At 70.0% G+C, this 21,859-nt stretch carries 23 protein-coding genes; 11 read left to right on the top strand and 12 right to left on the bottom strand.

Features of this window, described 5'->3' with window-relative positions; translation table 11 throughout:
• Nucleotides 1–40: 40 nt before the first annotated feature.
• The 3 genes from QSJ59_RS04490 to QSJ59_RS04480 form a co-directional block, all read right to left on the bottom strand.
• Entirely contained in the window at nt 41–1,132 is a 1,092-nt protein-coding gene (locus tag QSJ59_RS04490; protein ID WP_285757400.1) for a PI-PLC domain-containing protein, read from the bottom strand.
• A 153-nt stretch (nt 1,133–1,285) separates the two neighbouring features.
• Nucleotides 1,286–1,753, bottom strand: coding sequence for a hypothetical protein (locus QSJ59_RS04485; RefSeq protein WP_285757399.1), 468 nt, complete (start codon nt 1,751–1,753; stop codon nt 1,286–1,288).
• Nucleotides 1,754–1,908: 155 nt separating this feature from the next.
• Entirely contained in the window at nt 1,909–2,292 is a 384-nt protein-coding gene (locus QSJ59_RS04480) for an LURP-one-related/scramblase family protein (RefSeq protein WP_285757398.1), read from the bottom strand.
• A 294-nt stretch (nt 2,293–2,586) separates the two neighbouring features.
• Here QSJ59_RS04480 and QSJ59_RS04475 point away from each other — a divergent pair, with 294 nt between their 5' ends.
• Nucleotides 2,587–3,288, top strand: a complete 702-nt coding sequence (locus QSJ59_RS04475) for a GntR family transcriptional regulator (RefSeq protein ID WP_285757397.1) — start codon at nt 2,587–2,589, stop codon at nt 3,286–3,288.
• Here QSJ59_RS04475 and QSJ59_RS04470 read toward each other — a convergent pair.
• The gene (locus tag QSJ59_RS04470) at nt 3,268–4,509 is read right to left on the bottom strand and encodes an MFS transporter (RefSeq protein WP_285757396.1); all 1,242 of its coding nucleotides are present in this window, start codon (nt 4,507–4,509) and stop codon (nt 3,268–3,270) included. The two genes, QSJ59_RS04475 and QSJ59_RS04470, sit on opposite strands and share 21 nt — an antisense overlap.
• 301 nt (nt 4,510–4,810) lie before the next feature.
• Here QSJ59_RS04470 and QSJ59_RS04465 point away from each other — a divergent pair, with 301 nt between their 5' ends.
• Nucleotides 4,811–5,149 (top strand): nucleotide pyrophosphohydrolase, encoded by a 339-nt coding sequence (locus QSJ59_RS04465; RefSeq protein ID WP_285757395.1) that lies wholly within the window; start codon nt 4,811–4,813, stop codon nt 5,147–5,149.
• Between the two features lie 221 nt (nt 5,150–5,370).
• Entirely contained in the window at nt 5,371–6,489 is a 1,119-nt protein-coding gene (locus QSJ59_RS04460) for a chitinase (RefSeq protein WP_285757394.1), read from the top strand.
• A 75-nt stretch (nt 6,490–6,564) separates the two neighbouring features.
• Here QSJ59_RS04460 and QSJ59_RS04455 read toward each other — a convergent pair whose 3' ends face one another.
• Complete coding sequence (locus tag QSJ59_RS04455; RefSeq protein WP_285757393.1) at nt 6,565–6,936, bottom strand: hypothetical protein; 372 nt, start codon at nt 6,934–6,936, stop codon at nt 6,565–6,567.
• A 271-nt stretch (nt 6,937–7,207) separates the two neighbouring features.
• On the opposite strand from QSJ59_RS04455, the gene QSJ59_RS04450 reads away from it, so the two are divergent.
• From QSJ59_RS04450 to QSJ59_RS04440, 3 genes are all read left to right on the top strand, one after another.
• A complete protein-coding gene (locus tag QSJ59_RS04450) occupies nt 7,208–7,633 on the top strand; it encodes an OsmC family protein (RefSeq protein ID WP_285757392.1) in 426 nt (141 codons plus the stop codon).
• A gap of 265 nt (nt 7,634–7,898) precedes the next feature.
• On the top strand, nt 7,899–9,626 hold the full coding sequence (locus QSJ59_RS04445) for a hypothetical protein (protein ID WP_285757391.1): 1,728 nt from the start codon (nt 7,899–7,901) through the stop codon (nt 9,624–9,626).
• Between the two features lie 70 nt (nt 9,627–9,696).
• The gene (locus tag QSJ59_RS04440) at nt 9,697–10,491 is read left to right on the top strand and encodes an SDR family NAD(P)-dependent oxidoreductase (protein ID WP_285757390.1); all 795 of its coding nucleotides are present in this window, start codon (nt 9,697–9,699) and stop codon (nt 10,489–10,491) included.
• Nucleotides 10,492–10,545: 54 nt separating this feature from the next.
• On the opposite strand, the gene QSJ59_RS04435 is transcribed toward QSJ59_RS04440, so the two are convergent.
• Entirely contained in the window at nt 10,546–11,343 is a 798-nt protein-coding gene (locus QSJ59_RS04435; RefSeq protein WP_285757389.1) for a type I restriction enzyme HsdR N-terminal domain-containing protein, read from the bottom strand.
• A 360-nt stretch (nt 11,344–11,703) separates the two neighbouring features.
• Here QSJ59_RS04435 and QSJ59_RS04430 point away from each other — a divergent pair, with 360 nt between their 5' ends.
• Nucleotides 11,704–12,162 (top strand): DIP1984 family protein, encoded by a 459-nt coding sequence (locus QSJ59_RS04430; RefSeq protein ID WP_285757388.1) that lies wholly within the window; start codon nt 11,704–11,706, stop codon nt 12,160–12,162.
• A 315-nt stretch (nt 12,163–12,477) separates the two neighbouring features.
• Here QSJ59_RS04430 and QSJ59_RS04425 read toward each other — a convergent pair whose 3' ends face one another.
• The 6 genes from QSJ59_RS04425 to QSJ59_RS04400 form a co-directional block, all read right to left on the bottom strand.
• Nucleotides 12,478–13,950: a nitronate monooxygenase gene (locus QSJ59_RS04425; protein ID WP_285757387.1), complete on the bottom strand. Its 1,473-nt coding sequence runs from the start codon at nt 13,948–13,950 to the stop codon at nt 12,478–12,480.
• 213 nt (nt 13,951–14,163) lie between these two features.
• Nucleotides 14,164–14,913, bottom strand: a complete 750-nt coding sequence (locus QSJ59_RS04420; protein ID WP_285757386.1) for a hypothetical protein — start codon at nt 14,911–14,913, stop codon at nt 14,164–14,166.
• A gap of 499 nt (nt 14,914–15,412) precedes the next feature.
• Nucleotides 15,413–15,871 (bottom strand): hypothetical protein, encoded by a 459-nt coding sequence (locus QSJ59_RS04415; RefSeq protein ID WP_285757385.1) that lies wholly within the window; start codon nt 15,869–15,871, stop codon nt 15,413–15,415.
• 482 nt (nt 15,872–16,353) lie between these two features.
• A complete protein-coding gene (locus QSJ59_RS04410; RefSeq protein WP_285757384.1) occupies nt 16,354–16,593 on the bottom strand; it encodes a hypothetical protein in 240 nt (79 codons plus the stop codon).
• Nucleotides 16,594–17,120: 527 nt separating this feature from the next.
• Entirely contained in the window at nt 17,121–17,456 is a 336-nt protein-coding gene (locus QSJ59_RS04405; RefSeq protein WP_285757383.1) for a hypothetical protein, read from the bottom strand.
• A gap of 24 nt (nt 17,457–17,480) precedes the next feature.
• On the bottom strand, nt 17,481–17,930 hold the full coding sequence (locus QSJ59_RS04400; RefSeq protein WP_285757382.1) for a hypothetical protein: 450 nt from the start codon (nt 17,928–17,930) through the stop codon (nt 17,481–17,483).
• Here QSJ59_RS04400 and QSJ59_RS24355 point away from each other — a divergent pair.
• The 4 genes from QSJ59_RS24355 to QSJ59_RS04385 all read left to right on the top strand — a co-directional run bounded on the left by QSJ59_RS24355 (nt 17,814) and on the right by QSJ59_RS04385 (nt 21,731).
• Complete coding sequence (locus QSJ59_RS24355) at nt 17,814–18,101, top strand: SEC-C metal-binding domain-containing protein (protein ID WP_432707415.1); 288 nt, start codon at nt 17,814–17,816, stop codon at nt 18,099–18,101. The genes QSJ59_RS04400 and QSJ59_RS24355 overlap by 117 nt on opposite strands.
• Before the next feature lie 657 nt (nt 18,102–18,758).
• Nucleotides 18,759–18,980 (top strand): hypothetical protein, encoded by a 222-nt coding sequence (locus QSJ59_RS04395; RefSeq protein ID WP_285757381.1) that lies wholly within the window; start codon nt 18,759–18,761, stop codon nt 18,978–18,980.
• A 17-nt stretch (nt 18,981–18,997) separates the two neighbouring features.
• Nucleotides 18,998–19,576, top strand: a complete 579-nt coding sequence (locus tag QSJ59_RS04390) for a DUF6879 family protein (protein WP_285757380.1) — start codon at nt 18,998–19,000, stop codon at nt 19,574–19,576.
• Between the two features lie 19 nt (nt 19,577–19,595).
• Nucleotides 19,596–21,731 (top strand): ATP-binding protein, encoded by a 2,136-nt coding sequence (locus QSJ59_RS04385; RefSeq protein WP_285757379.1) that lies wholly within the window; start codon nt 19,596–19,598, stop codon nt 21,729–21,731.
• Nucleotides 21,732–21,859 lie beyond the last annotated feature (128 nt).

The raw sequence follows: 21,859 nt of genomic DNA, 5'->3' as shown, positions 1-21,859 counted from the left end.
ATTGGTAGCGTTACGGATAGTTCTGCTGCTCCCGGCGGTCCTAGCCGCGGGGGAGCACCGAACCCAGCACCGTGGGGAGATCGGACCAGTCGCTGGTCACGGTGGTCGCCCCGGCCGCTGCCAGCAGTGCCACGCGGTCCGCTGCCTCCTGCTCGCTCGGACCGGTCGCGCTGATCTCCGGTGACACACTGTGTGCGCCCGTCATGACCAGCAAGTAGTTGTTCTCGACGTACCAGCCGGTGTCGATTCCGTTCAGATAGCTGGTCGCGCTGCCGTCGAAGACCACGAACCACGGCCTGAGGTCCTCGGGGTAGCGGGTGCGCGGGTCGCCCGACGCTGCACCCAGGACAGCGGGAAAGGCCGTTGCGGAGCCGAGCGTGCCGTTTTCGGAAAGATCGCGCAGATGCCGCCCGTACTCCTCGTCGGTCCACAGGGTGTCGAAAGGGTTTCTCTGCTCGAAGGTTCCCGGGACCAGTTCGATCAGGAACCGGCCGGCCAGGGAGTCCCAGTCGCCCGATCGGGCCGCGGAATCCAGATCGGGGTGGTCGCCCAGCAGGTCCGCCGGTCGATAGACGGCGTCGCCGAGCGTCGCGGCCACCAGGTCGTCGAATTCGGCGGGACCCAGTCCGCCCCGGCCGTAGAACCCGTCCTTCATCTCGACCTTGACCACGACGGCCTGGTGATCGGGGGTCGCTTCGTGCCAGGTGCGCATGTCGGTCAGGCAGGCCCGCAGATTACCGTTGGCGTTCCCCGAGCGGAGTCCGGCCGGATCGGTGGCGCCGACACAATTGTTCTGCTGGCCCACCAGGTCGTGGTTGACCCGCCACGCGCCGATCAGGTCATCGGTCCATACGTCGATCTCCACCAGTCCCGAGCCGGAGTCCAGTGCGTCGGCGAGGTAGTCGAACTTGGCTTTCTCGTAGGCGTTGTGAAGGCCCACTGTCGTTGTCGCGGAGGCGGCGTCGTCGGCGGAGCCGTCGGCATGAGCGGTCGCACCAGGTGCGAGCAGCGCGGCAACGGTCAGGCCGCCGACGAGGAGGCGTGCAGCGGGGCGCGCGGGCAAGGGGAGCTCCTTGGGGAAGGCCCCGCCGAGCAGCAGGAAAGGGGCAGCCGGCGCGCGGGCGTTGGCCACGGCGTGGTGCTGGGAAGGCGGGGGTGGGAGGATGGCGGTCGAGCACGTAAAGGAATCGTCTGGTAACTCATGGTGCCATCGCTGTCGTGCAGGGGGAAGAGCCCGTACGACTTTCGCCGCTCCGTCACCCGCGTCCCGATCGCTGCGGGCCCGTCAGCGCGGGGAGACCTCGCTGGTGACCTCCCAGGCGATCTCTTCGGCCAACTCCTCGGTCAGCTCGGCCCCGGCCAGACGCTCGGCCAGTCCGGTCGCCTGGTAGACGGCGTGGAGCCCCTTGTACTGGGCGTCCGCGGCGCTCAAGACCGCGTAACCGTCCCAGTAGGCCGGGTCGACGGCCAGGACCGCCATGTCGTCGTTGTGCGGGATCGCGCCCGCCTCGTGCGATTCGTGGAGCTCCCGGATGAGTTCGGCGTCCACTTCGGGGACGTCGCGTTCAGAGAGGTAGACCTCCTCCAGGGCCTCGGCCTGTTCCTCCCCGAGCAGATCCGGGGAGTACCCGAAGTCCTCGGCGTACTCGGTGAGCCGGGCCGCGATCGCGGTGAGCTGTCGCTCCACCGCCTCCGCGCTGGCCGGCCCGTAACTAGCGGCCCGAACCCGGTCGGCCAACTCCTGAACGTCCACGGTCTTGCCTCTCGACTGCCGCCCGGCCGGTGCCGGGCACCGCACCATGCTCCCACCGGTGCGTCAGCGGACCGGACGGTGGGGATGGAGAGCGGGTGGCGTCGTGGACAGAACCGTCCGGGGCGCCCTCTGCGCTGCTCGGCACGGCCGGTCCGCTAACGGCCCTGGAGCGCGTCCAGTGCCACCGCCATGGCGATGGCCAGGCGACGGCCCACGCCTGGGCGGTGGATATCGATGGTGTACCGATCGCGCAACCCCCACCGCTTGTCGACAAAGAACACGGTCTGCCCGTCCAGGGTGAAGGCGAAGCGGTACGGAACGAAGGACAACGCCTCGATGAAGCGGCGCAGTACCCCGATCGCGGCATTGCGCTCCTGGCCGGTGACCCGGCCGAGGTCCGGCTGCTCGACATGCCGGGTCGACCGCAGCAGTGACTGCTTGAAGTCCTTGCGAAACAGGCCGACCGTGGCGCCGGCGTGGTCGGTCACGTCGTAAACGGCACCCAGGTCGATGACACCGTGCGCCTTGAAGCCCAGCACCGGGCACCGCTTGCTGCCGTCGGTGTAGAGGGTGACCTGCTCTTTGAGACCATCCGCTGCTGCTGGGCGAACGCCGGCAGTTGGCCCTCGCTGCCGTCGGGGAGCACGGCGTGGAGCTGGTACTGGTTGACCAACGGGCGGATCGGCTTGGTGCGACGCCCCAACCCGCGCGGGGGTTCTGGAAGAGACCGTATGTATACATTCGGTGCGCTCCCGCCAATAGCATGAGCGGATACGACCGCTCCCATCAGCGTGCTAACGGTTGAGGGGGGCCAGACGGCGGGGAGAGCCGACTTGCGCCAGGGCACGCGGGTGTACGAGACGCTCAAGGAGGAGATCGTCTCCTGGCGGCTCGCCCCCGGATCGCTGCTGACCGAGGTCGAGATCGCCTCAAGGGTCGGCGCCTCCCGCACACCGATCCGGGAGGCGTTGGCCAGGCTGGTCCGGGAGGGGCTGGTGCGCCCGCTGCCGGGGCGCGGACTGGTGGTCACCGAGGTCTCGGTCGAAGGTGTTGCGGAGCTGTTCCAGATGCGTGAGGCGCTGGAGATCTACGCCACCCGGCTCGCCGCGCGCAACGGCTCGCCCGAGGTCTTCACCGACCTCCACGAGCGCCTGCGCGTGGTCGCCGAGACGCCGAGGGAAGAGGTCGGCGACCTCACCGCCTACTACGCGCTCAGCCAGGAGTTCGACGACGCCGTCGCGGAGGCCACCCGCAACTCCTATCTGCGTACCGCGCTACACGAACTCGGTGGACACCAGGTGCGGCTGCGCCGTCTCGTCCGGCGCACCCCCGACCGTGCCTTCGACGCCGCTGCCGAGCACATGGCCATCTGCGCGGCCATCAGGGAACACGACGAGAACGGTGCGGCCCGCGCGGTGGCCGAGCACATCCGGATCAGCTTGGACGCGATCCTGGCCGCACTGGTCGAGGAGGTGGCGGGTTCCGTGCTGCTCGGTGCGGACTCCGCCACCGGTTCACGCGCTGTCGGCGGTTGACCCCCGGTCCGGTGGGGTGCGCACGGCCGCGCCGCCGGCCAGCGCCAGGACCGCGCAGGTGAACCACACGGCCCCGGCGGCACCGCCGGTCCCGGCGATCAGCGCCGCCCCCGCCGGCATCGCCACCAGTCCGAACCGGTTACTGGTCAACCGGATCGCCAGCGCGGTACTGCGGGCTGAGGCGGGGACCGCTCGTACCACGCTGGTCATCGTCAAGGGTTGCCCGAGCCCCAACAGGAAGCCACCGACCAGCAGCGCCGCACCCATGGTCACCGGGTTGGCCTGGGGCAGCGGCACGCAGGCCAGTGCGAGCGCCGCCCCGCCCGCGCTGAGCATGATGAGGGTGCGCCTGGTCCAACGGCGCAACAGCAGGGGAAGGAGCAGGCGCGACGCGATCGCGGCCACCGCGCGCAGGCTCAGCAGCGCCCCCGCGACGACCGGGGCGATCCCGCGCTGTTCGGCGATCAGCGGGAGGTAGGCGACCAGGATGTCCACCGAGGCCAGCAGCGCCATGCTCACCAGGAGCCCGGACGGGATCCCCGGACGGCGCAGGATGGAGGGCAGACTCACCTTGGGCTGGGTGCCCACGGTGCCCACGGTGCCCGCACCCGCAGTGCGGTTCGGCGCGAGCCGCGCGGCGATGCCCAACAGGCAGGGCGCGGCCAGCAGGGCCGTGGCCACGGCGATCCACAGTGCCGCCCGACTGGGGTCGGTGAGCCCGGTGCCGGAGGCGTCTCCCAACAGCAGTCCGGCGACCCCGGGGCCGATCATCTGGCCCACTGCGACGGCCGCGGTGAACCAACCGAAGTCGCGGTCCAGCAGGTGCTCGGGCGATTGCCGGGCGATCAACCCCTGGCCGGCGATGATGAAGACGAGGTGGCCGAGCCCCAGGAGGCTGCCGCCCAACGCCAGCACCCACAGCGAGGGTGCCACGGCCAGGATCGCGGCGGCGGCGGCCAGCAGCGCGATCCCCGCGCCCAGGACCAGGGACGAGCTGGGATAGCGGTCGGTGAAGCGTCCCAGGGGCACCGCTGCCAGGACCGCCACCAGTGAGTAGGCGACGGTGAGCAGTCCGATCGCGACCTCGCCGGCGCCCAGCGAGATCGCCAGGTAGGACATCAACGGTCGCGCGAGGTTGTGCGCGGTCTGGAGGAGGACGACTGCTACCAGCAGCCAAGGGAACCAGTTGCGAGACGTCGGTGAGGCGGGTGGCGGGTGCACGCTGTCCTTTTCGCGACCGCGGGGGTGGGAGAAGCGGTCAAGATCGGTCAATTTTCGTATGCATAAATGTATACACCAAGCTCTTTCCGATGAAATAAGTGTGCTCGTCATGCGCAGGACATTCTGGTGCGGATGGGGGTCTCCGCCCCCTTTTCCTGCCCTGTTCGGCGGCCTCGTGTGCAGAGACGGAGTCAACCTCGGTATACGCAAAGGGATACCGAAGGCGGTGTGCAGGGGAGCCGCGTCGGTTTCCGGGACGGCTGTGCGACGACGCCGGTGGCGGTGGTGGTAGGTGTAGCGGGTGAGTATCCCGAGCCTGCAGGACCTTCTGGCCGATTTCGCCGCCCGGCGCGACTGGGAGCCCTTCCATACGCCCAAGAACCTTGCGATGGCACTGACCGGTGAGGCGGGTGAGCTGGCCGCGGAGTTCCAGTGGCTCACTTCCGAGGAGTCGGCGAGAGTGATGGAGGACCCGGCCAAGGCGACCGCGGTGCGCCACGAGATGGCCGACGTGCTCAGCTATCTGCTGCGCCTGGCCGACGTCCTCGACGTCGATCTCGACGCCGCCCTGCGCGAGAAGGTCGCGATCAACGAGGGGCGCTTCCCCGAGGCGGTCCGGGAGGTGCCGGGGCGGCACTGACCTCTTCGCCCAGGGGGCGGGAAGGTGTTTCACGACCCCGCCGAATCCTTATGGCCGCAGGGGCGGCGGCCTCGGCCGTTGACAATGCGCCATGGCGAAGCTACTTTCGGTCAATATGTAAGGAATGTTTCCTTTTTGGCTGGGGCGTGCGGCCGAGCAGGGCCAACTCGCGTGGTGCGTCCACCGGCCCCCCGCTTCGCCCACCGAAGGAGACCGAGAAAATGCGCAGTCCCCTCCTCCGCGGTGCCGCCCTGCTCGCCACGGCCACCCTGGGGCTCTCCCTGTCCGCGTCCCCGGCCTCGGCCGACGCGGCGAATGCCGCCGCTATCCCGCCCAAGGCCCTCGTGGGCTACCTGCACGCCAGTTTCGCCAACGGGTCCGGTTGGGTCGACATGGCAGACGTCCCCGACGAGTGGGACGTCATCAACCTGGCCTTCGCCGAGCCCACCTCCGCGACCTCCGGCCAACTGGAGTTCGAGCTGTGCCCCGCCAGTGAGTGCCCCGGTGTGCCGGACAAAGCCGAGTTCATCGCCCAGATCCGCGCCAAACAGGACGCGGGCAAGAAGGTCCTGCTGTCCGTCGGCGGCCAGAACGGCCAGGTCTCGTTGGAGACGCCCGCTGCCCGTGACGCCTTTGTCTCCTCGGCCTCCGCCATCATCGACGAGTACGGCCTCGACGGCCTCGACGTCGACTTCGAGGGCCACTCCCTCTTCCTCGACACCGGGGACACCGACTTCCGAGCACCGACCACCCCGGTCATCACCAACCTGATCGCCGCACTCGACGGTCTCGTCGAGCGCTACGGCGACGACTTCGTGTTGACCATGGCTCCCGAGACCTTCTTCGTCCAGGTCGGCCACCAGTTCTACGGCAGCGGCCAATGGGGCGGCGCCGACCCCCGGGCGGGAGCGTATCTCCCCGTCATCCACGCCATGCGCGACGACCTCGCCATGCTGCACGTCCAGCACTACAACTCCGGTCCCGTCATGGGCCTGGACGGCGCCTACCACTCCATGGCCACGGCAGACTTCCACGTGGCCATGGCGGACATGGTGCTGGCAGGGTTCGCCGTCGCGGGCGACCCCGAACGGTTCTTCCCGCCGCTGCGCCCGGACCAGGTGGCCATCGGCCTGCCCGCCAGCATCAACGCGGGCAACGGCCACACCCCGGTTGCGCAGGTGCACACAGCCCTGGACTGCTTGACGCAGGGGGCCGGCTGCGGCGGCTACCAGCCCCAGGAGACCTATCCCGAGCTGCGCGGCCTGATGTCGTGGTCGATCAACTGGGACCGCTTCAACGGCGACGAGTTCGCCAGGGAGCACGGCGCCTACCTTCGCTGAGGACCCTGCGTATTCACGTCCGCAGGTGCGGGCGACCGGGCCGGTCCACTACGGACACGCCCGGCCGCCCACGCCTCAGCGCCGGGTGACCATGCGCACGATGCCCGCCGCGGTACAGCACCCGATCAGCGCGAGCGGCAGCACCAGCGGTACGACCAGGGATTTCACCGGAGGGCGAATAGGGGTGAAGTGCGCCTCGCCATCCTTGACCCGGATGTAGCCGGCGGGCGCCGCCCACGCCCTTCCGCGGGCCCGCCCCCGGTTCGCGGCACCGTCGAACCGGTAACCGGTTCGGGCCACGGGGATCACCGTGACACCCTCGCACTCCACGGGGTCGCCGTACACCGCCGACACCGACGCCCCCGCACCCAACCGGGCGGCGACGGAGTCCAGGACACCGCTCGCGGACGCGATCTCAGCCGGGACAGCGGGGCTGGATTGGCTCATAGGTCGTCCTCGTCTCGTGGAAACGGCGGCCGGACGGCCATCCGTCCCGCTATCGTGCCACTCACCACGTGAGCGGTTCGCCCACCTCCTCCAGCAGGTGTGCGGACCCCGTCGAACAACGGGGTTCACGGTCACCACGGACACGCGACCCACCCCGTTGGTGGATGAGTGGCCGCGAAACGGGCATGATCGTTGCCGTGCCCGCTTCGAGAGCACGCCGAGCGGGCGACCTGCCGACAATGCACAAGCAACGAAACTCTCAGGAGTCCTCATGCCGATCGTCTCCACCGCGCACACCCAGTGGGAAGGCAGCCTCACCGAGGGGAAGGGCACGGTCTCCTTCGACTCCTCGGGGCTGCCCGACCAGCCCATCAACTGGAAGGCCCGCGCGGAGTCCCACGGGGGCCTCACGAGCCCCGAGGAACTCATCGGGGCGGCCCACTCGTCCTGCTTCTCCATGGCCCTCAGCCACGCCCTGTCCCAGGGCGGCACCCCGCCCACCCGTGTCACCACCCAGGCCGAGGTGACCTTCCAGCCCGGTGAGGGCATCAAGGGCATCCACCTGACCGTGCGCGCACAGGTCCCGGGGCTGTCCGCTGACGACTTCGCCAAAGCGGCAGAGAACGCCAAGACCGGTTGCCCGGTCAGTCAGGCTCTCTCCGGTACCACGATCACCCTGGACGCCGCGCTCGACTAGGCTCAGCCTTCCCTGACCGGCGGCCGTCGGAAAGCCACCCTTGCCCGGCGGTCGTCTTCTTCGCCCCGCACCGCGCCGCTCCGGCCGCGCGGTGCGGGAGGTTCACCGCGCGATGCGCCCCGATACGCGTCGGCTGCCGGAATCCTCCACCGCCCGGGATTCACCCTCCGGTCGGCGCCCTGCTGTTTCGGCATCCTATGATCCACTCTGCGAGGGATGTTCCCCGTGATCCGCGCGAGAGAGCGGGCGGCAGAGGAGAAGTCGAGTGGCGTATCAGCGAGGTGACCGACAGCGAGCCGGCGCACGGCTTCTGGCGCTGCTGCTCGTGGCAGGGGGGACGTTCCTGGGCGCTCCGGTCCAGGCCGCCTCTGCCGACGCCGTCCTCGACCAGGCCGTCGCCGCGCTCGACGATCCCGGTCTCTACACGGCGGACGCCACCGAACTCGATCCCGGCATCCGCGAGCTCGCCGCGGCCAGGCTCGCCGATGCCCGGACCCCCGTCCGGGCCGCGCTCCTGGGCCGAGGCGACGCATCCGTCCTCGTCGCCGACCTCGCCGAGAAGATCGGTGATCCCGGGGTGTACGTGGTGACCACCGAGGAGCGGTCCCCGACCGGGGCCACCACGATCCGGACGGCATGGCAGGTGGTCGGCGGCGGGACGGATCCGGACGACCTCGACCACCACTTCACCTTCTACCCCGGTGGTACCGGTGCGCAGCTCATCGCACTGCCCGACGTGCTCGACGACGACCTCCTGCCTGCGGTACGCGAGGCCGCCGACACCGAGACCGTCTACATCCATCCTGCTGTCGCCGCGCTGCCCGGTATCGACGCCGAACGCATCGCCCAGCGCTACAACGGCATCAACAGCGCACGCGTGGCCGTCCTGCCCGCCACGGTCAGGGACAACGACGCGTTCGCCGAGGCGCTGCTGGACCCCCTGGAGCCGAGCGGGACCGCGCTCCTCCTCGTCTGGGAGCACAACGGCTTCCGGCCGGTCCCCGCCAGCGGGAGCACCGGTCCCGACCCCGCAGAACTGGGCTCCGCGCTGTCGGGCGGTTCCGTGCTCGACGCCGACGACGTCGAGCCGTTGCTCACCGAATTCGCCGCGCTCGCCGGCGGCGACGTACTGGACAGTGCGGCCCGGGGGCTCGCGGACTCCCACCTCTACCTGCATCCGCTCGCCGTCCACGACGTGGACGAGGCCGCCCGCGACCGGATCGACACGGCACTCGCCGAGCTCGACGAACCCGTGCGTGTCGCCGTCCTCCCCAGAGGGGCCGCAGGCTTCGAGGCCGGAGCGGTCAACGCCGGAGAACCGGCCGTCGCCGCGGCCGTCGCCCGCGACCTCGACCAGCCGGTAGTGGTCTACGGGGTGGACGGTCTGGGAGAGATCCGTGACGAGTCCGTCCACGGCAGCCTGGTCGGCGGCGCGGGGCCCAGCGGCGCCTATGACTTGGACACCGCGGCCTTCTTCGGCCGCAGCCCCGACGGAACGGCGGCCTCCCTGTCGGGGCTGCTGGAACAACTGGGGGCCGAGCCTGCGCACACCCCGACGGGACAGCAGCCGGCGGACGACCCGCAAACGAGCGGTGCCGGCTGGGTCGTCGCGGCGGTCGTCGCCTCACTGGCCCTGGGGGCCCCGCTACTGCTCCTGAGCGCGCTGCGCCTGCGTCAGGCGCGCCGCCGACGTATCCACGAGCGCCAGGACGAAGCGCTCATGGAGCAGATGCGGGCCGAGGAGGCCCAGCGCGTCACCGCGATCAGGAGCGAGAACGAGAACCTCATCACCAGCCTCGGCGAAGAGCTGGCTGCCGCTGCCCCCGCCGTCGTCGACCCGCCCCGGAAACTCCAGCGGCACCTGCGCGAGTACGAGAAACTCAAGGAACGCAACCGCACCGCCGACGACATCGACACCGTCGTGAGCATCCGCAGCGGCGCGCAGCGCACCCGCGCGGCGGTCGAGGAGTGGAACCGCCGACAGCGGAGCTAGCCCTGCTGTGCTCGCACCGAGCCGGCCGCACCGACACGCGGAGCCGTGTTCCCCCTGGTCGGAGACTTCCGTGCTTACCTGGCGGAAACAGCCGCGCAAGGGGGACTACGTCATGGTGAACTACGAACTCGACGACAAGGTCGCGATCGTCACCGGTGCAGGGTCGGGGATCGGCCTGGAGTGCGCCCGGGTGCTCGCGGCCTCCGGTGCCAGGGTCGTCCTCGCCGACATCGACGCGGACGCCGCCGCGAGCGCGGCCGCCGGCCTTCCCGGGCAGACGCACACCACCCGGGTGGACACCGCCGACCCCGATTCGGTGGACGCCATGGTCGCCGAGGCGGTCCAGCGGTTCGGCGGGCTGCACGTCATCGTCAACAACGCCGGAATCGGGGGAGAGGCCCTCCCCGTGGGCGACTACAGCACCGACAGTTGGCGCAGGGTGCTCGGTGTCAATCTGGACGGGGTCTTCTACTGCACCCGGGCCGCCGTGCGGGTGATGCTCGACAGCGGTGCGGGCGGTTCGATCATCAACATGGCGTCGGTGCTGGGAGCGGTGGGCTTTCCGATGTCCAGTGCCTACGCCGCCGCCAAACACGGGGTCGTGGGGCTCACCCAGAACGCGGCGCTGGAGTACTCGGGGCAGGGCATCCGGGTCAACGCCGTCGGGCCGGGTTTCATCCGGACCCCACTGCTGGACGCCAACCTCGGCCAGGACGCGATGCACGCGCTGATCTCCCAACACCCGATCGGCCGGCTCGGCACCTCCGCCGAGGTGGCGGAACTGGTCGGCTGGCTGGCCAGCGACTCCGCCAGTTTCGTCACCGGCGCCTACTACCCGATCGACGGCGGCTACCTGGCGCGGTAGTCCGGGACAGGAGCCGGCCGGCCCCTGGACACCGGGGCCGGCCGGAGGAAGACGTCAGGTCAACAGGTCGGTGCCGATGACCTCTTCGCGCAGGATGCGGCAGATCTCCTTGCCCTCGGCGTTGTGCCCGGTCTGGCGGCGGACCTCTTTGCGGATGGCGTCGACGACCGCGTCGCTCTGGAGCACCTGTGCCAGCGATCGCCCGGAGGTCGCCGCGCGGGCCTTCCACAGGTCGTCGATCAGTCTGCGCTTGAACGCGTCCTTGCTGAGATAGAACAGCGAATCCACCTTCGAGGCGGCACTGCCCTCCGCAAGCAGGTCCACGTCGAAGACCAGGTCGACCGTCACCGGCAGCCCACCGGTCATGTGGTAGACCTGCCAGACCTGGCCGTTGGTCAGCACCATCCATTCCACGCCCTCGTTCACCGCGTACATCTGTACTTGGCGCAAGTGCCGGACGTTGAGCTTCTGGCTGCAGCGTTTCACCTCGATGAAAGCGACCAGTTGCTTGTCGATGCGGATGCCGTAGTCCGCGAATTCGCCTTTGACCTGGTATTCGGTCGTAAGGTCCTCGTATTTGTCATATCCGAGGCCGTCGCACAGGAAATCGGTGACCAGGAGTCGGGTGTCGCCCTCGTTGGCGTCGCGTGCCACAAGGTCGGCCAGGGGCTTGGAGTAGCGCCTGATCGCGGCCTTGACCCTGTCGCGAGCCGCGGTTTCCCACTTGGGGGTCGCACGAGGCGTGGACGATTTTTTCGTCCCGGGGTTTTCATTCATTTTGACGATGACGCCATTACCGTTCTCGGGGGAATCGCCTGTGGCGCCTGATGTGCTCAACGTCTGTTCGCTCATGCGTCCTCCGGTCGGATATGGCGTCTTTCGGAAGAAACGCTAACCGCTGGGAAAGCTTTTTGGAACAGGAATGGCGAAAAAGGGAAAGAGAATTCCCGAAGTAAACAGTGGGTGTTCTTCGCGTCGCTCAAAGCGATCAGAATTCGTCCTTTATCTGGTTCTATGTGGCCAATCGAGGGCTTTGCTGTTCGAGTGGTGGACGCCGCGCCGGTGGAGTGCCCGCACCCAGACGCAGGACAGGGACGGCGGAGCCCGTCGAGAACAGCAGGTCCTCCCGGCGGGCGGCCCGACGGCCCCCGCTGCGGCCACCGGTCCGGGGTAATAGGATCGTCCTTTCCCCGTTCGCGAAGGAGACAGCACATGCGCCTTGCCGAGGCTCTTTCCCGCCGGGCCCACCTGGCCACCCACATGGCGGAGGTCTCCAAGCGTGCGCTCGCCAACGCCCACTACCAGGAGGGGACCGAACCCGCGGAGGACCCCAACGAACTCCTCGCCGAGCACACGGCCTTGGCACAGGAGTTCGAGACACTGGTGCGCCGGATCAACGCCACCAATCTGGCCACCCGGTTCTCCGACGGTTCCACCCTGACCGACGCCCTGGCCCGGCGCGACGCCCTGCGGCTGCGGCACCGGCTGCGTGTCGAACTGGCCGATGCGGGCACCGCACGGTCCGCCCGCTACGGTCGCAGCGAAATTCGCACGATCTCCGCGATCGACGTCCGCCAACTGCGCGCAGACGCCGACGAGCACGCCCGGGAGCTGCGCGAGCTGGACAACAGGGTGCAGGAAGCCAACTGGGCGACCCAACTCGTCGACTAGGATCGAACCGAGGTGCCGAGCAGGTAGGTACGCACCCTCCCGGGGGCGAGCACAACCCCTACCGTGCCGCAGGGGCAACAGCGGCACCCTCCTGAGGGTCGACGGGCCGACCCATCACCGGATCGACCGGATACGGCGCAGCCCGTCACCGCGCACATGCGCATCACGCACCGTGCACTGTTTCACCACCGCGTGCTGACCCGGGACGCGCACCGAGGGCGGGAACGGGGATTCGGCGCCCCGCCGGTGGGTGCCCCGAGACCTCGGGGCACCCACCGCGCACCCGCTGGGGACGCGCCGTCCCCACCCGCAGGGTCACCATCGCTCGCCCAGCAGGTGCTCCACCACCTGCCCCGCCGTGTAGCCGTCGGGGTGGCGCTCCCGCAGCCGCGCGAGGAAGTCCAGGGTCTGGCCGAGCGTGACCAGCGGAGGCTCGGCGTAGCCGTCGGCGCGGGTCTGGCCCAGGCCGATCGCCGACAGCAGCCCGTTGCACAGGCAGTGCCTGCCCTCGGTGTCCTCGACCGCGCCGCCCTTGCGGACGTAGTCGTCCACCGGCTCGGCCGGGCAGCGGTAGCCGACCGCGCCGTTCCCCTTCAGGTAGGGCGTGCGCAGGTAGCCGAGGTCGCACAGTCGCGGACGCTCCTCCAGGCTCCGCAACGCGGGGCTCCCCGGTCCGTCGGCGACCTTGAACGGGAAGCCCGTCGGCGACGCCAGGGGGTCGTTGCGCACCCGCAGGGAACCATCGGTCGCCTGGGCCAACAGGCGCCGTTTGACGGCCGGCTCCAGACCCGACTCCGCGCACAGCGCGAACACCGTGCCCGCCTGGATCCCGGTCGCGCCCTCCGCCTCGGCGCGGGCCAGGGCCTCCGGGGTCGCGCAGCCGCCCGCGAGCCAGAACGGCAGGCCCAGCGCCGCGATCGTGGCCGAGTCCACCGCGTCACGGACGCCGTAGACCGGCTCGCCGCAGTCGTCCAGGCGCATCCTGCCCCGCGGCGGGGCACTGTGCCCGCCCGCCAACGGGCCTTCGACGACGAAGCCGTCCGGACGTGTCGCGGGGGAGCGGTGCAGGTACTGCGCCAGGACCGAGGCGGAGACGATCGCCAGGAAGCGGGGCCGGTACAACGGCGCGTGCGCTCCGGACAGCAACTCGGCCGGATCAAGGGACGCCGTATGGCGCTGCCCCGCCGCCGAGCCCTCCACGGTCACCGACACCTCGCCGGGCCGGTGCTCGGCCAGCGCGTCCAGCAGCGCCGGGATCTCCGCGGGGATGCCCGCGCCCATCAGCACGTAGTCCACCCCCGCCAGCATCGCGCCGTAGGTCGCGGCCGGTGTGGCCAACTGGATCTTCTCCAGGTAGTTGATCCCCACCGGACCGGTGTGGCCCTCCTTGGCCAGGAACACCTCCACGAAGTTGCCCAGGACGGTCAGCTCCGTCCGCTGTCGGTTGTCCCGCAACCCCAGGCGGGGCACCGGGCGAAAAGGCGTCCCGGCCGTGATGCCGCCGGGAACGAGGTAACGGTCCAGGGCGCGCCGGACCATCCCCTGGTCGGGAAAACGCGACAGGGCCCGACGCAGCGAGCCGTCGGCGTCCCCGCGCTGGAGCCTGCGGGCCAGGAGCAGGTCCAGCGCCACACCGGAGACGACACCGAGCTGACCGGTCCGCGCCACGGCGGCGGCCAACCGGTGGCCGGACACCCCCACCCCCATCCCGCCCTGGATCACACGGGGAAGCACGCCCCGGTCCGCACCGGGCGCGTGCTCGGCGATGGGGTGTTCGGTGACGGTCATCCGTCGGCCTTTCCGGTCGCTTTAGCTGTAGGGGTTCCGCTGCGGGAGCCCGAACCCCAGTCCACACCCCGACGAGGTTCTTACGCGTGGCCGAACGACCCCTCTCGGCCGGAAAAGGTCCCGAGAGGGGATGACTGAACGCGAGGCCGGGCGTTTCCGGTCCGGTCGGGAGGCGGCGCGCACCCCGCCGACGAGGCCCGCGCCGCTGCGCGGTCAGTCCAGCAGCCCCTTGGCCACCACCTCTTCGCGCAGGCCCCGCAGGACGTCCTCGACGTCGCCGGCGTGCCCGGTGTGGCCCGTGCGCCGACGGACCTCCGCGCGCACGGCCTCGACCACCGCCTCGCTGCACACCGCGGCGGCCAGTGGAGCCCCGGTCAGCGCCTCGCGCCACTTGCGCAGGTTCTCCAGCCGACCGTGCTCGACCGCGGCCTTGCTCAGGTGGAACAGGCCGTCCAGCTTCTCGGCCTTCTCGGCGTCGCCGAGCAGGTCCACCTCCAGGACCAGTTCGGTGCCCGCGGCCCCTTCGGCCAAGTGGTGCACCTGCCAGACCCGGCCGTTGGTGAGCACCAGCCACTGCACGCCCTCGTTCTCCGCGCTGAGGCGCACCTGGCGCAGGTTGCGCGCGTCGAGGTTCTGGGCGGCCCGCTTCACCTCGACGAGGGCGAAGACCGAGTCACCGATCTTCAACCCGTAGTCGACCGATTCGCCCTTGGTGCGGTACTCGGTCGTGAGGTCCTCGTACTTGCTGTAGCCGAGGCCGTCGCTGAGGAAATCGGTGACCAGGAAACGGGTGTCGCCCTCGTTGGCGTCGCGTTCCTCCAGGTCGGCGATCGGGCCGGCCAGTCGGTCCACCGTCGCCGACAGCCGGTTGCGTGCGCCCGACTCCCACAGGGGGACGTCGGATTCCCAGGGGTCGACGAATTCGCCCGGCCTGGACAGGATCTGGGTCACGTCCGCGTCCATCGGTTTGGTGAACCCCGTTCTATGCGTTTTTCGGATCACCGCGCACACCGAGAAGAATGCGCCATCGGAGCAAGACGATAACTCCCGGGTGGGTATCTGGCAAAGCCGCGCAAAGCAACCCGGGTGCTGTTTTTCGAGGTCCGAAGGATGCCGAAGCGTTTGCGGATTCACCGGCCGTTCCGAGTAGCCGATCCTCGGTCCGCTCCGCTGCCACAGCCTTCTGCCGGACCTTTCCCGCCGGGGCGTCCGTCGTTCGCGCGCAGACGGCCCGCCCCTCCTCCCCGTCTCCTCGTCTGACTGCGGGGCCGACAGTTCGCGGGGGCCGGTCTGTCCTCTGCGGGGCCTCCGACCGCTGCACCGAGCACGGCCGTCCGGGACGCCTCGTCGGCCACCAGGCCGGTGGCCGACGAGGCGCCCCCGCGCCGGTGCCGTGAGCACGCCGAGCAGCAGTGCCGCGCGGCCCGGGAGCAGCGGGGCCAGGAAGGAGGATCAGGGGCACCTACACCCCGGCCTCCGTCACGGCGGCGAACCCGCGCAGACGCTCCGATTGCTCGCTCTCGTCCTCGCCGTGGGTCTTCGCGTAGAGCTCCAGGGCCTCCCGTGCGAGTTCGTGTACCTCGGCGGCGTATCCGTTGTCGACGAGGTCGTCCAGGGTCTCCAGGGTGCGGTCGAGCCGAGCGGGGGCGCCGCTTGGGCCGCCCTCCTCCGAGAGACCGGGAAGGTGGGCGAGGACCGCGCCGGTCAACAGGTCGCGCGTGTCATCCACCACGGAGTCGAACCCCGCAGCCGCGGCCAGCCTCGCCCGGACCACGGGGTCCTCCTCCGCGATCCGCATCAGCTGCTCCGCCAGCCACTCCGACTCCTGGTCCTCCAGGAAGGCGGTGAGCTCGGCGTCGTTCTCGGGCGGGGGAGCAGGTGAGTTCGTCGATTCAGGGTGGTCGAGTTCGACAGAGGACATCGCGAGGGGTCGCTTTCTGTTGGGGGCGAACGACCGGAATCCGACCGTTAGGGGATGATTCACGTCAATCTGACAACGGGTGGCGGGCTTTCCCGAACATTCCATCTGAAAAAGGCCGCCACCGACGTATTCGGTCACCCCTTTTCTCCTTTACGGTGAACCCGGTGGACTTTCATCGGTGCGCTATGACGATCGCCTGTCGGGCCGCAGACTCCGGTCCTGCCTGTCCGACCTGCGGCGGAACCGTTCGCAGGGAGACATTCGGATAGCGTTCGCGCGAGTCGGCGGAACCCCCGTCCCCGCTTGAGGGACGACCGGACTACCGGCTCGCCAAGAAGCTTTGCGGGCTCTCGGTGAAAGAGACGATGTGACCGCTTCCGGCCGTCCAGCGGAAACGGGGGCGCGGCCAAGAGGGAAGCCGCCGAGCGGTTCGGAGACCGCTCAGGTCCGCGTAGAAGGTCCGTGTCCACCGAGGGGAGCGGTCAGGCGCAGTAGGAGCCGCTCGCGGGCCAGGTTCCGGTCGCGCGGAACACGCGCACCACCGTGGTCCAGGCACAGCGAACCGCATGCGGAACCTCCTCATCGGGCTCCGTCCGCCGCAGTTCCACGGTCCGTGTGTCGACGATGAAGCGGTGCTCCGCAGGGTTCCCGCCGTAGCCGCACGCGTAGGAGACGGTGCCGGGGGTCTCGTCCGTTCTGGCGAAGGCGACGAGGATTGCCACGGGAGATCCTTTCCTCGTGCGGCAGGGGCCGCGAGGGCGGTCGGGACTGGGCTGAGTAAGACGCTGGGTCGGTTCGGAGCAGGGGTGCGCTGTGTTTCCCGCGACGTCGGCGACGTCGATGGCCCGGATGTACCGCTGAAGACACCCCTTTATATGCCGATTCATACGCCGAACGCTTTCGGGGGTTGTTCCCGGATCGGGGGCGCGTCCAGGACCCGTTCACGCCGCGAGATCACCGGTGCTGTACCGGCTCGCAGCGGCCGACGCGAGCGGGACAGAGCATCGTGCGGTAAGGCCGGGCCGCCTCAGGAGTCGCAGGTATCGCAGCGCCGCACCGCGTCGCGGTCGGTGTTCCCCTCGGTGGCACGTGCCGGGTTCGCTTCGCTGATGCGTCGCCGCATGTGCTGGTGGCGGTGTCGGGGTTCTGGTCAGGGTGAACGGAGGGGCAGCGGCCTGCATCCTGTGAATGCCCCTGCCCACAATCTTCCACTTGGCCCATGGCCTTCGCCTGCCCTTTCGCCGCGCCCTCACCGCTGCTTTCGGACGCGGGCGGCCACCGCGTTGGGGCCGAGGCCCACGCTCGCGCCGATGGCGGACAGGGACTCGCCCGCCCGGTAGCGGTCGGCGAGCACGCTGTCGGGCACGCCGATGTCGCGTCCGGCGCGGCTGCCGTTGGGTTTGTCGGCGGGGCGGCGGTCGCGCAGGCGTTGGCGCACCGCGATCACGGTGACGTTCTTGGCCCTCGGCCCTTTCCCGCGCACGTCGTTGCCCCAGGGGCGAGACGGCGTCTCGCCCTCGTGCCACAGCGCGAGGAACGCCTTGCGGGCCCGCGAGACCAGTGAGTAGTAGCTGCCCTGCGTCACGCCCAGGGCAGCGGCGGCCTCGGCTTAGTGGTGGTGTTGGGCGAGGGCGAGCAGGACGCGGCGGTGCTGTTGGGGCAGCGCGGCCCAGATCTGGCCGAGGGCGGTTCGCTCCACGACCAGGTTCTCCGGTCCGGGTGAAGGGCCGGCGGACACGGTCCAGAACCGTGCGAAGTTGGGTGTCGCCCCGCGCCCGTAGCCCCAGGCGCGGCCCCGGAACGAGTTGTCCCGGCGCGCGTGGTCGCCGATGGCGGCCCACCCGGCGACGACGAGGTCCCGCCGCGAGGGGGCCTCGTCGCGTGCGTAGAGGTGTTCGGCGATGGCGGACCACGCCGTCTCGGCCCGGGTGGACCAGTCCAGGTGGCCGGGCCATTGGGCGGTCGACGCGGCCAGCGCGGCGAGGTCGTCGATGTCGTGTCGGCTGAACCCGTGCCGGAGGGGTTCGTGTCGGGCGTCGGCGGAGCCGGAGAAGGGCATGGCGAAGGCGCTTTCGGCGTTCGGTGGCTCTATTGCAAGGGGGCGGGGGAGCGTTTGTCGGAACCCGGTGCCGGGGAACCGGTGGCTCCGCACGGGGCGAGCGGCGGGAGACGGCTGACGCGCTGGTGCGCGTCCGGCCGCAAGTACAAGAAATGCTGTGGTCGACCCTAGGAGTTCTTCCGGGACGGCCCTGCCTCGGCTCTTCGGGGCAGCCGTTCGGGAGCCGGTACCGAGAGGGCTGGAGGGGCGGCTGCGCCCCGTCGCCCTCCACGAGGTCGCCGGGATGCGGGTGCCTTCAGTTTCCCGCGTGCGCAGTGTAGGGGCCAGTGCGCATCGGATTCTTTGGCGTTTTCCGCGTCGATCGAGGCGTGACGCAGATTTCGAGCAGCTTTGTCCTTAATCCGCGCGGGATGGTGAAGCCGGAAAGGATGGGCGGGGCGTTATCGAAGAAGGGATCGACGTCCGACCAATGGGTGGAGCGCAAGAGGCAGGTGCAGCGGGGTGATGATAACCGGAGCGGAGAGCCTTGCTCACGGTCGTGCTCCCCATCGCGTCATTGAGTTTCGGTCGCGCGATATCCGTACCCGAATGGCGTTTTGGGTCATGAGGATGAGAGTCCAGTGCGTTTCCAGATCGATGTCTTGACTCCGAAGAAGACATGACGGCGGAGCTGGGTGCGTCTGTCGTGCGCAATCCTGGATATTCATGAGCGCGGACTCGGTTCGGAAGTCGCTCAGCGTCCTTTTCTTACGCGGTTTCCGTTAGCCTCGTCCAGGTTTCGGGAATGGCATAGGCCCGGGATCGCCACACAACTGAAAAGAGGACCGGATGGAACTCACGATGCTCTTCAAGGACGGCGGGTCGGGCGCCTCGGGGTGCCCAAGCGTCTACCTCGCCGACACCGGTGAGCTGGTCGTCCAGGGGGTCCAGCTCGGCTCGGACGACCTCGCCGCGCTGGAGAACCCGCTGCCCGGTGAGACCGCTGTGCGGATCGCTCCCGAGGTGCTGATCGGGGCCGTCGAGCGCTACCGGGCCCGTCAACAAGGGTAAACAAGGAGAGAGCGGCATTGGCCACCGTATTCGAGTCGCTGGACGATCCTGGTTTCCAGGGACTGTTCGACGATTTCTCGCACACTGCCTATCGCCTCGAAGCCCGGCAGGGGTACGGGGTCTCCTACGAGATGGAGGAGTTCGCCCGGTTCCGCTCCGGCCAGGCGCGCGGCGCGTTTCCCGGAATCGCCGAATGGGCGGAGCGGGTCGAGGCGGCCACCGCCGTCGGCAAACGTTTCCACCGGGTGCACGTCGTCACCGAACCGCTGTCGGACTACGTGCGGTTCGAATGCGCGTGGTGTTACCGGCACACGGCGGCAGCCGGGGAGGACGTACGTGTCGTCGCCGTGCCCGAAGGAACCTGGCCGCAGGGTCTGCCTCGCTTCGACTACTGGCTCTTCGACTCCGCACTCCTGGTGCGCATGGACTACGCCGATGATGATGCGTTCGTCCGGGCCGAGATCGTGGCCGATCCCGCCCAGGTTGTCGCCGCCAACGCCGCGCGCGACCACGCCGTCCACCTGTCCGTTCCCTTCGCCGACTACGCGGCGGGGTTCGACGACCTGATGCGCAGACCGGCGTCCTCCCCTGTCTGAATGCCCGAAGCAGCACCCCATGACCGACAACACGATCCACGGCGACGCTGATGGGACGGTGGTCCAGGCCGGAGTCGTCCACGGTGGGATCCACCTGGGGGCACCGGAATCCGTGGTCGTGGTACCCCGACAGCTTCCACTCGCGACCCGCGGGTTCGTCAACCGCAGTGTTCAGATCGCCCTGCTCGACGCGCTCGTCCGGCAGGAGGGAGAGGGTGGGAACGAGGCGCCACGCGGTTCCGCCATCTCCGCCATCGCGGGCACTCCGGGGGTCGGCAAGACAGCGCTCGCGGTCTCCTGGGCGCACACCGCGCGCTCCCACTTCACCGGCGGCGACCTCTACATCGACATGCGCGGTTACGGTCCCGGGCCACGGGTCGAGGCCGCCCAGGCGTTGGACTCGCTCCTGCGCTGTCTGGACGTGGCACCCGAACGGATACCGGCCGACCTCGGTGGTCGTGCCGCGCTGTACCGGTCGCTCCTGGCCGGGCGCCGCGTTCTCGTTCTCATCGACAACGCGGCCAGCGCCGACCAGGTCCGTCCGCTACTCCCGGCCTCGCCCGGATGTCTGGTGATCGTCACCAGCAGGAGCAGTCTGGCCGGTCTCGTCACACGGGAAGGGGCTCGCCGAATGGTGCTCGACATCCTTTCCCCCGAGGAGTCCCTCGCGTTGCTGCGGCACGTGGCCGGGGCCGATCGAATCGACGCCGATGTGAACGCGGCGCTCCGACTCGCCCGGCACTGCGCGTTCCTGCCCCTGGCACTGCGCATCACCGCCGAGCGACTCACCGCCCGCCCCGGTCGCTCGCTCGCCCGCTTCGCAGCCGAACTCGACGACCAGCGGCGGCGGCTCGACGCACTGCGAACGGAGGACGACGAGTTGAGTGACGTGCGCGCGGTCTTCGCCGCCTCCTACCGCGACCTCGACCCCGACGCGGCGCGGCTGTTCCGCCGGCTCGGCCTCCACCCCGGGCCGGAGGCCGGTGTCCACGCCTGCGCCGCGCTCGCCGAGGTGGACGTGCCCACGGCCGGACGGCTGCTGGACCGGCTGGTGCGGGTGCACCTCGTCACCGAGACCACGGCCGACCGTTACCGGCTGCACGACCTGCTGCGTCTGTACGCGGCCGAGCGCGCCGAACTGGACGAGGAGCCACACGATCGCGAAAGGGCGCTGCGCGCCGTCCTGGTCTGGTATCTGGGCACCGTGGACGGCGGGCACCGCGTCATCCTGCCCGCCTTCCACCGGGTGCCGCTGCCGCAGAACGAGGGGACTTGGTGCCCCCTCGGGTTCGCCGGCGTGGACGAGGCCATGGACTGGTTCGAGACGGAGCGCGAGAACCTCGTGGCCGCCGTTCGCACAGCCCTGGATAACGGGTTCCACGACCTCGCCTGGCGCCTCCCCGCCGTCATGTACGGGTTCTTCGAGATGCGCGGACACTGGACCCAGTGGCGCGACGTCCACCTGCTGGGGGTCACCGCCGCCGAGGCGGTCGGGGACCAGCACGGCCTGGCCTGCAACCGGCTCGGCCTGGGCGACGTCAACTGGCTGCTCACACGTACGGAGGAGGCCCTGGGGGACTACCGGGCGGCTGCCGAGGGCGGCGCGCGTTCGGGGGACCGCTGGGTGGAGGGTTTCGCGCTGCGCCAGACCGCCGTCCTGCTGCACGAGCGCGGGGACCACGCCGAAGCGGCCCATATCGCGCAACGCGCGCTCGACGTGTTCGCGTCGGGCGGGGAGCGTCGGGGCGCGGGCATGGCGCTGCTCACCTTGGGCGACTGCCGTCTCGCGCTCTCGGACACCGGCGGCGCGGTCGCGGGCTACGCGCGCGCCGTCGGGTTGTTCCGCGAGGTCGGCGACGCCTGGAGCGTGGCGTGGGGCGGCTGCGCGATGGCCCGCGCCCTGGCCGCCGACCAACGCTGGGGCGAGGTCCTGGACCACCTCGCCCACTCCCTCTCGGCCTTCCGTTCCTTCGGTGACCGCCGCAACGAGGCCCGCGCGCTCATCGGCACCGCCGAGGCCTGCGCCGGGCTCGGCCGCACCGATGAGGCGCGCGGACACCTGCGGGCGGCCGTGGAACTCCTGGACGACCTCGGCGACGAACAGGGCGCCGACCTCAGGGAGCGCGCGGAGGCGCTCGACGCGGACGTGCGGTAGAGGTGCGGTGCCCTGGCCGGGCGCCGAAGGGCCGGGCGGCCCGATGCGGCCGCGACGGGCCGCACCCGCTTTGCGCCTCTGGTAGGAATGCCCTGGGCGTGCGCCGCGCCCGCGCGGCCCGACGACGC

This window comes from Nocardiopsis ansamitocini (genome assembly GCF_030268225.1).
GTDB lineage: Bacteria > Actinomycetota > Actinomycetes > Streptosporangiales > Streptosporangiaceae > Nocardiopsis_D > Nocardiopsis_D ansamitocini.
This window is presented reverse-complemented; position numbering and strand designations above follow the sequence as displayed.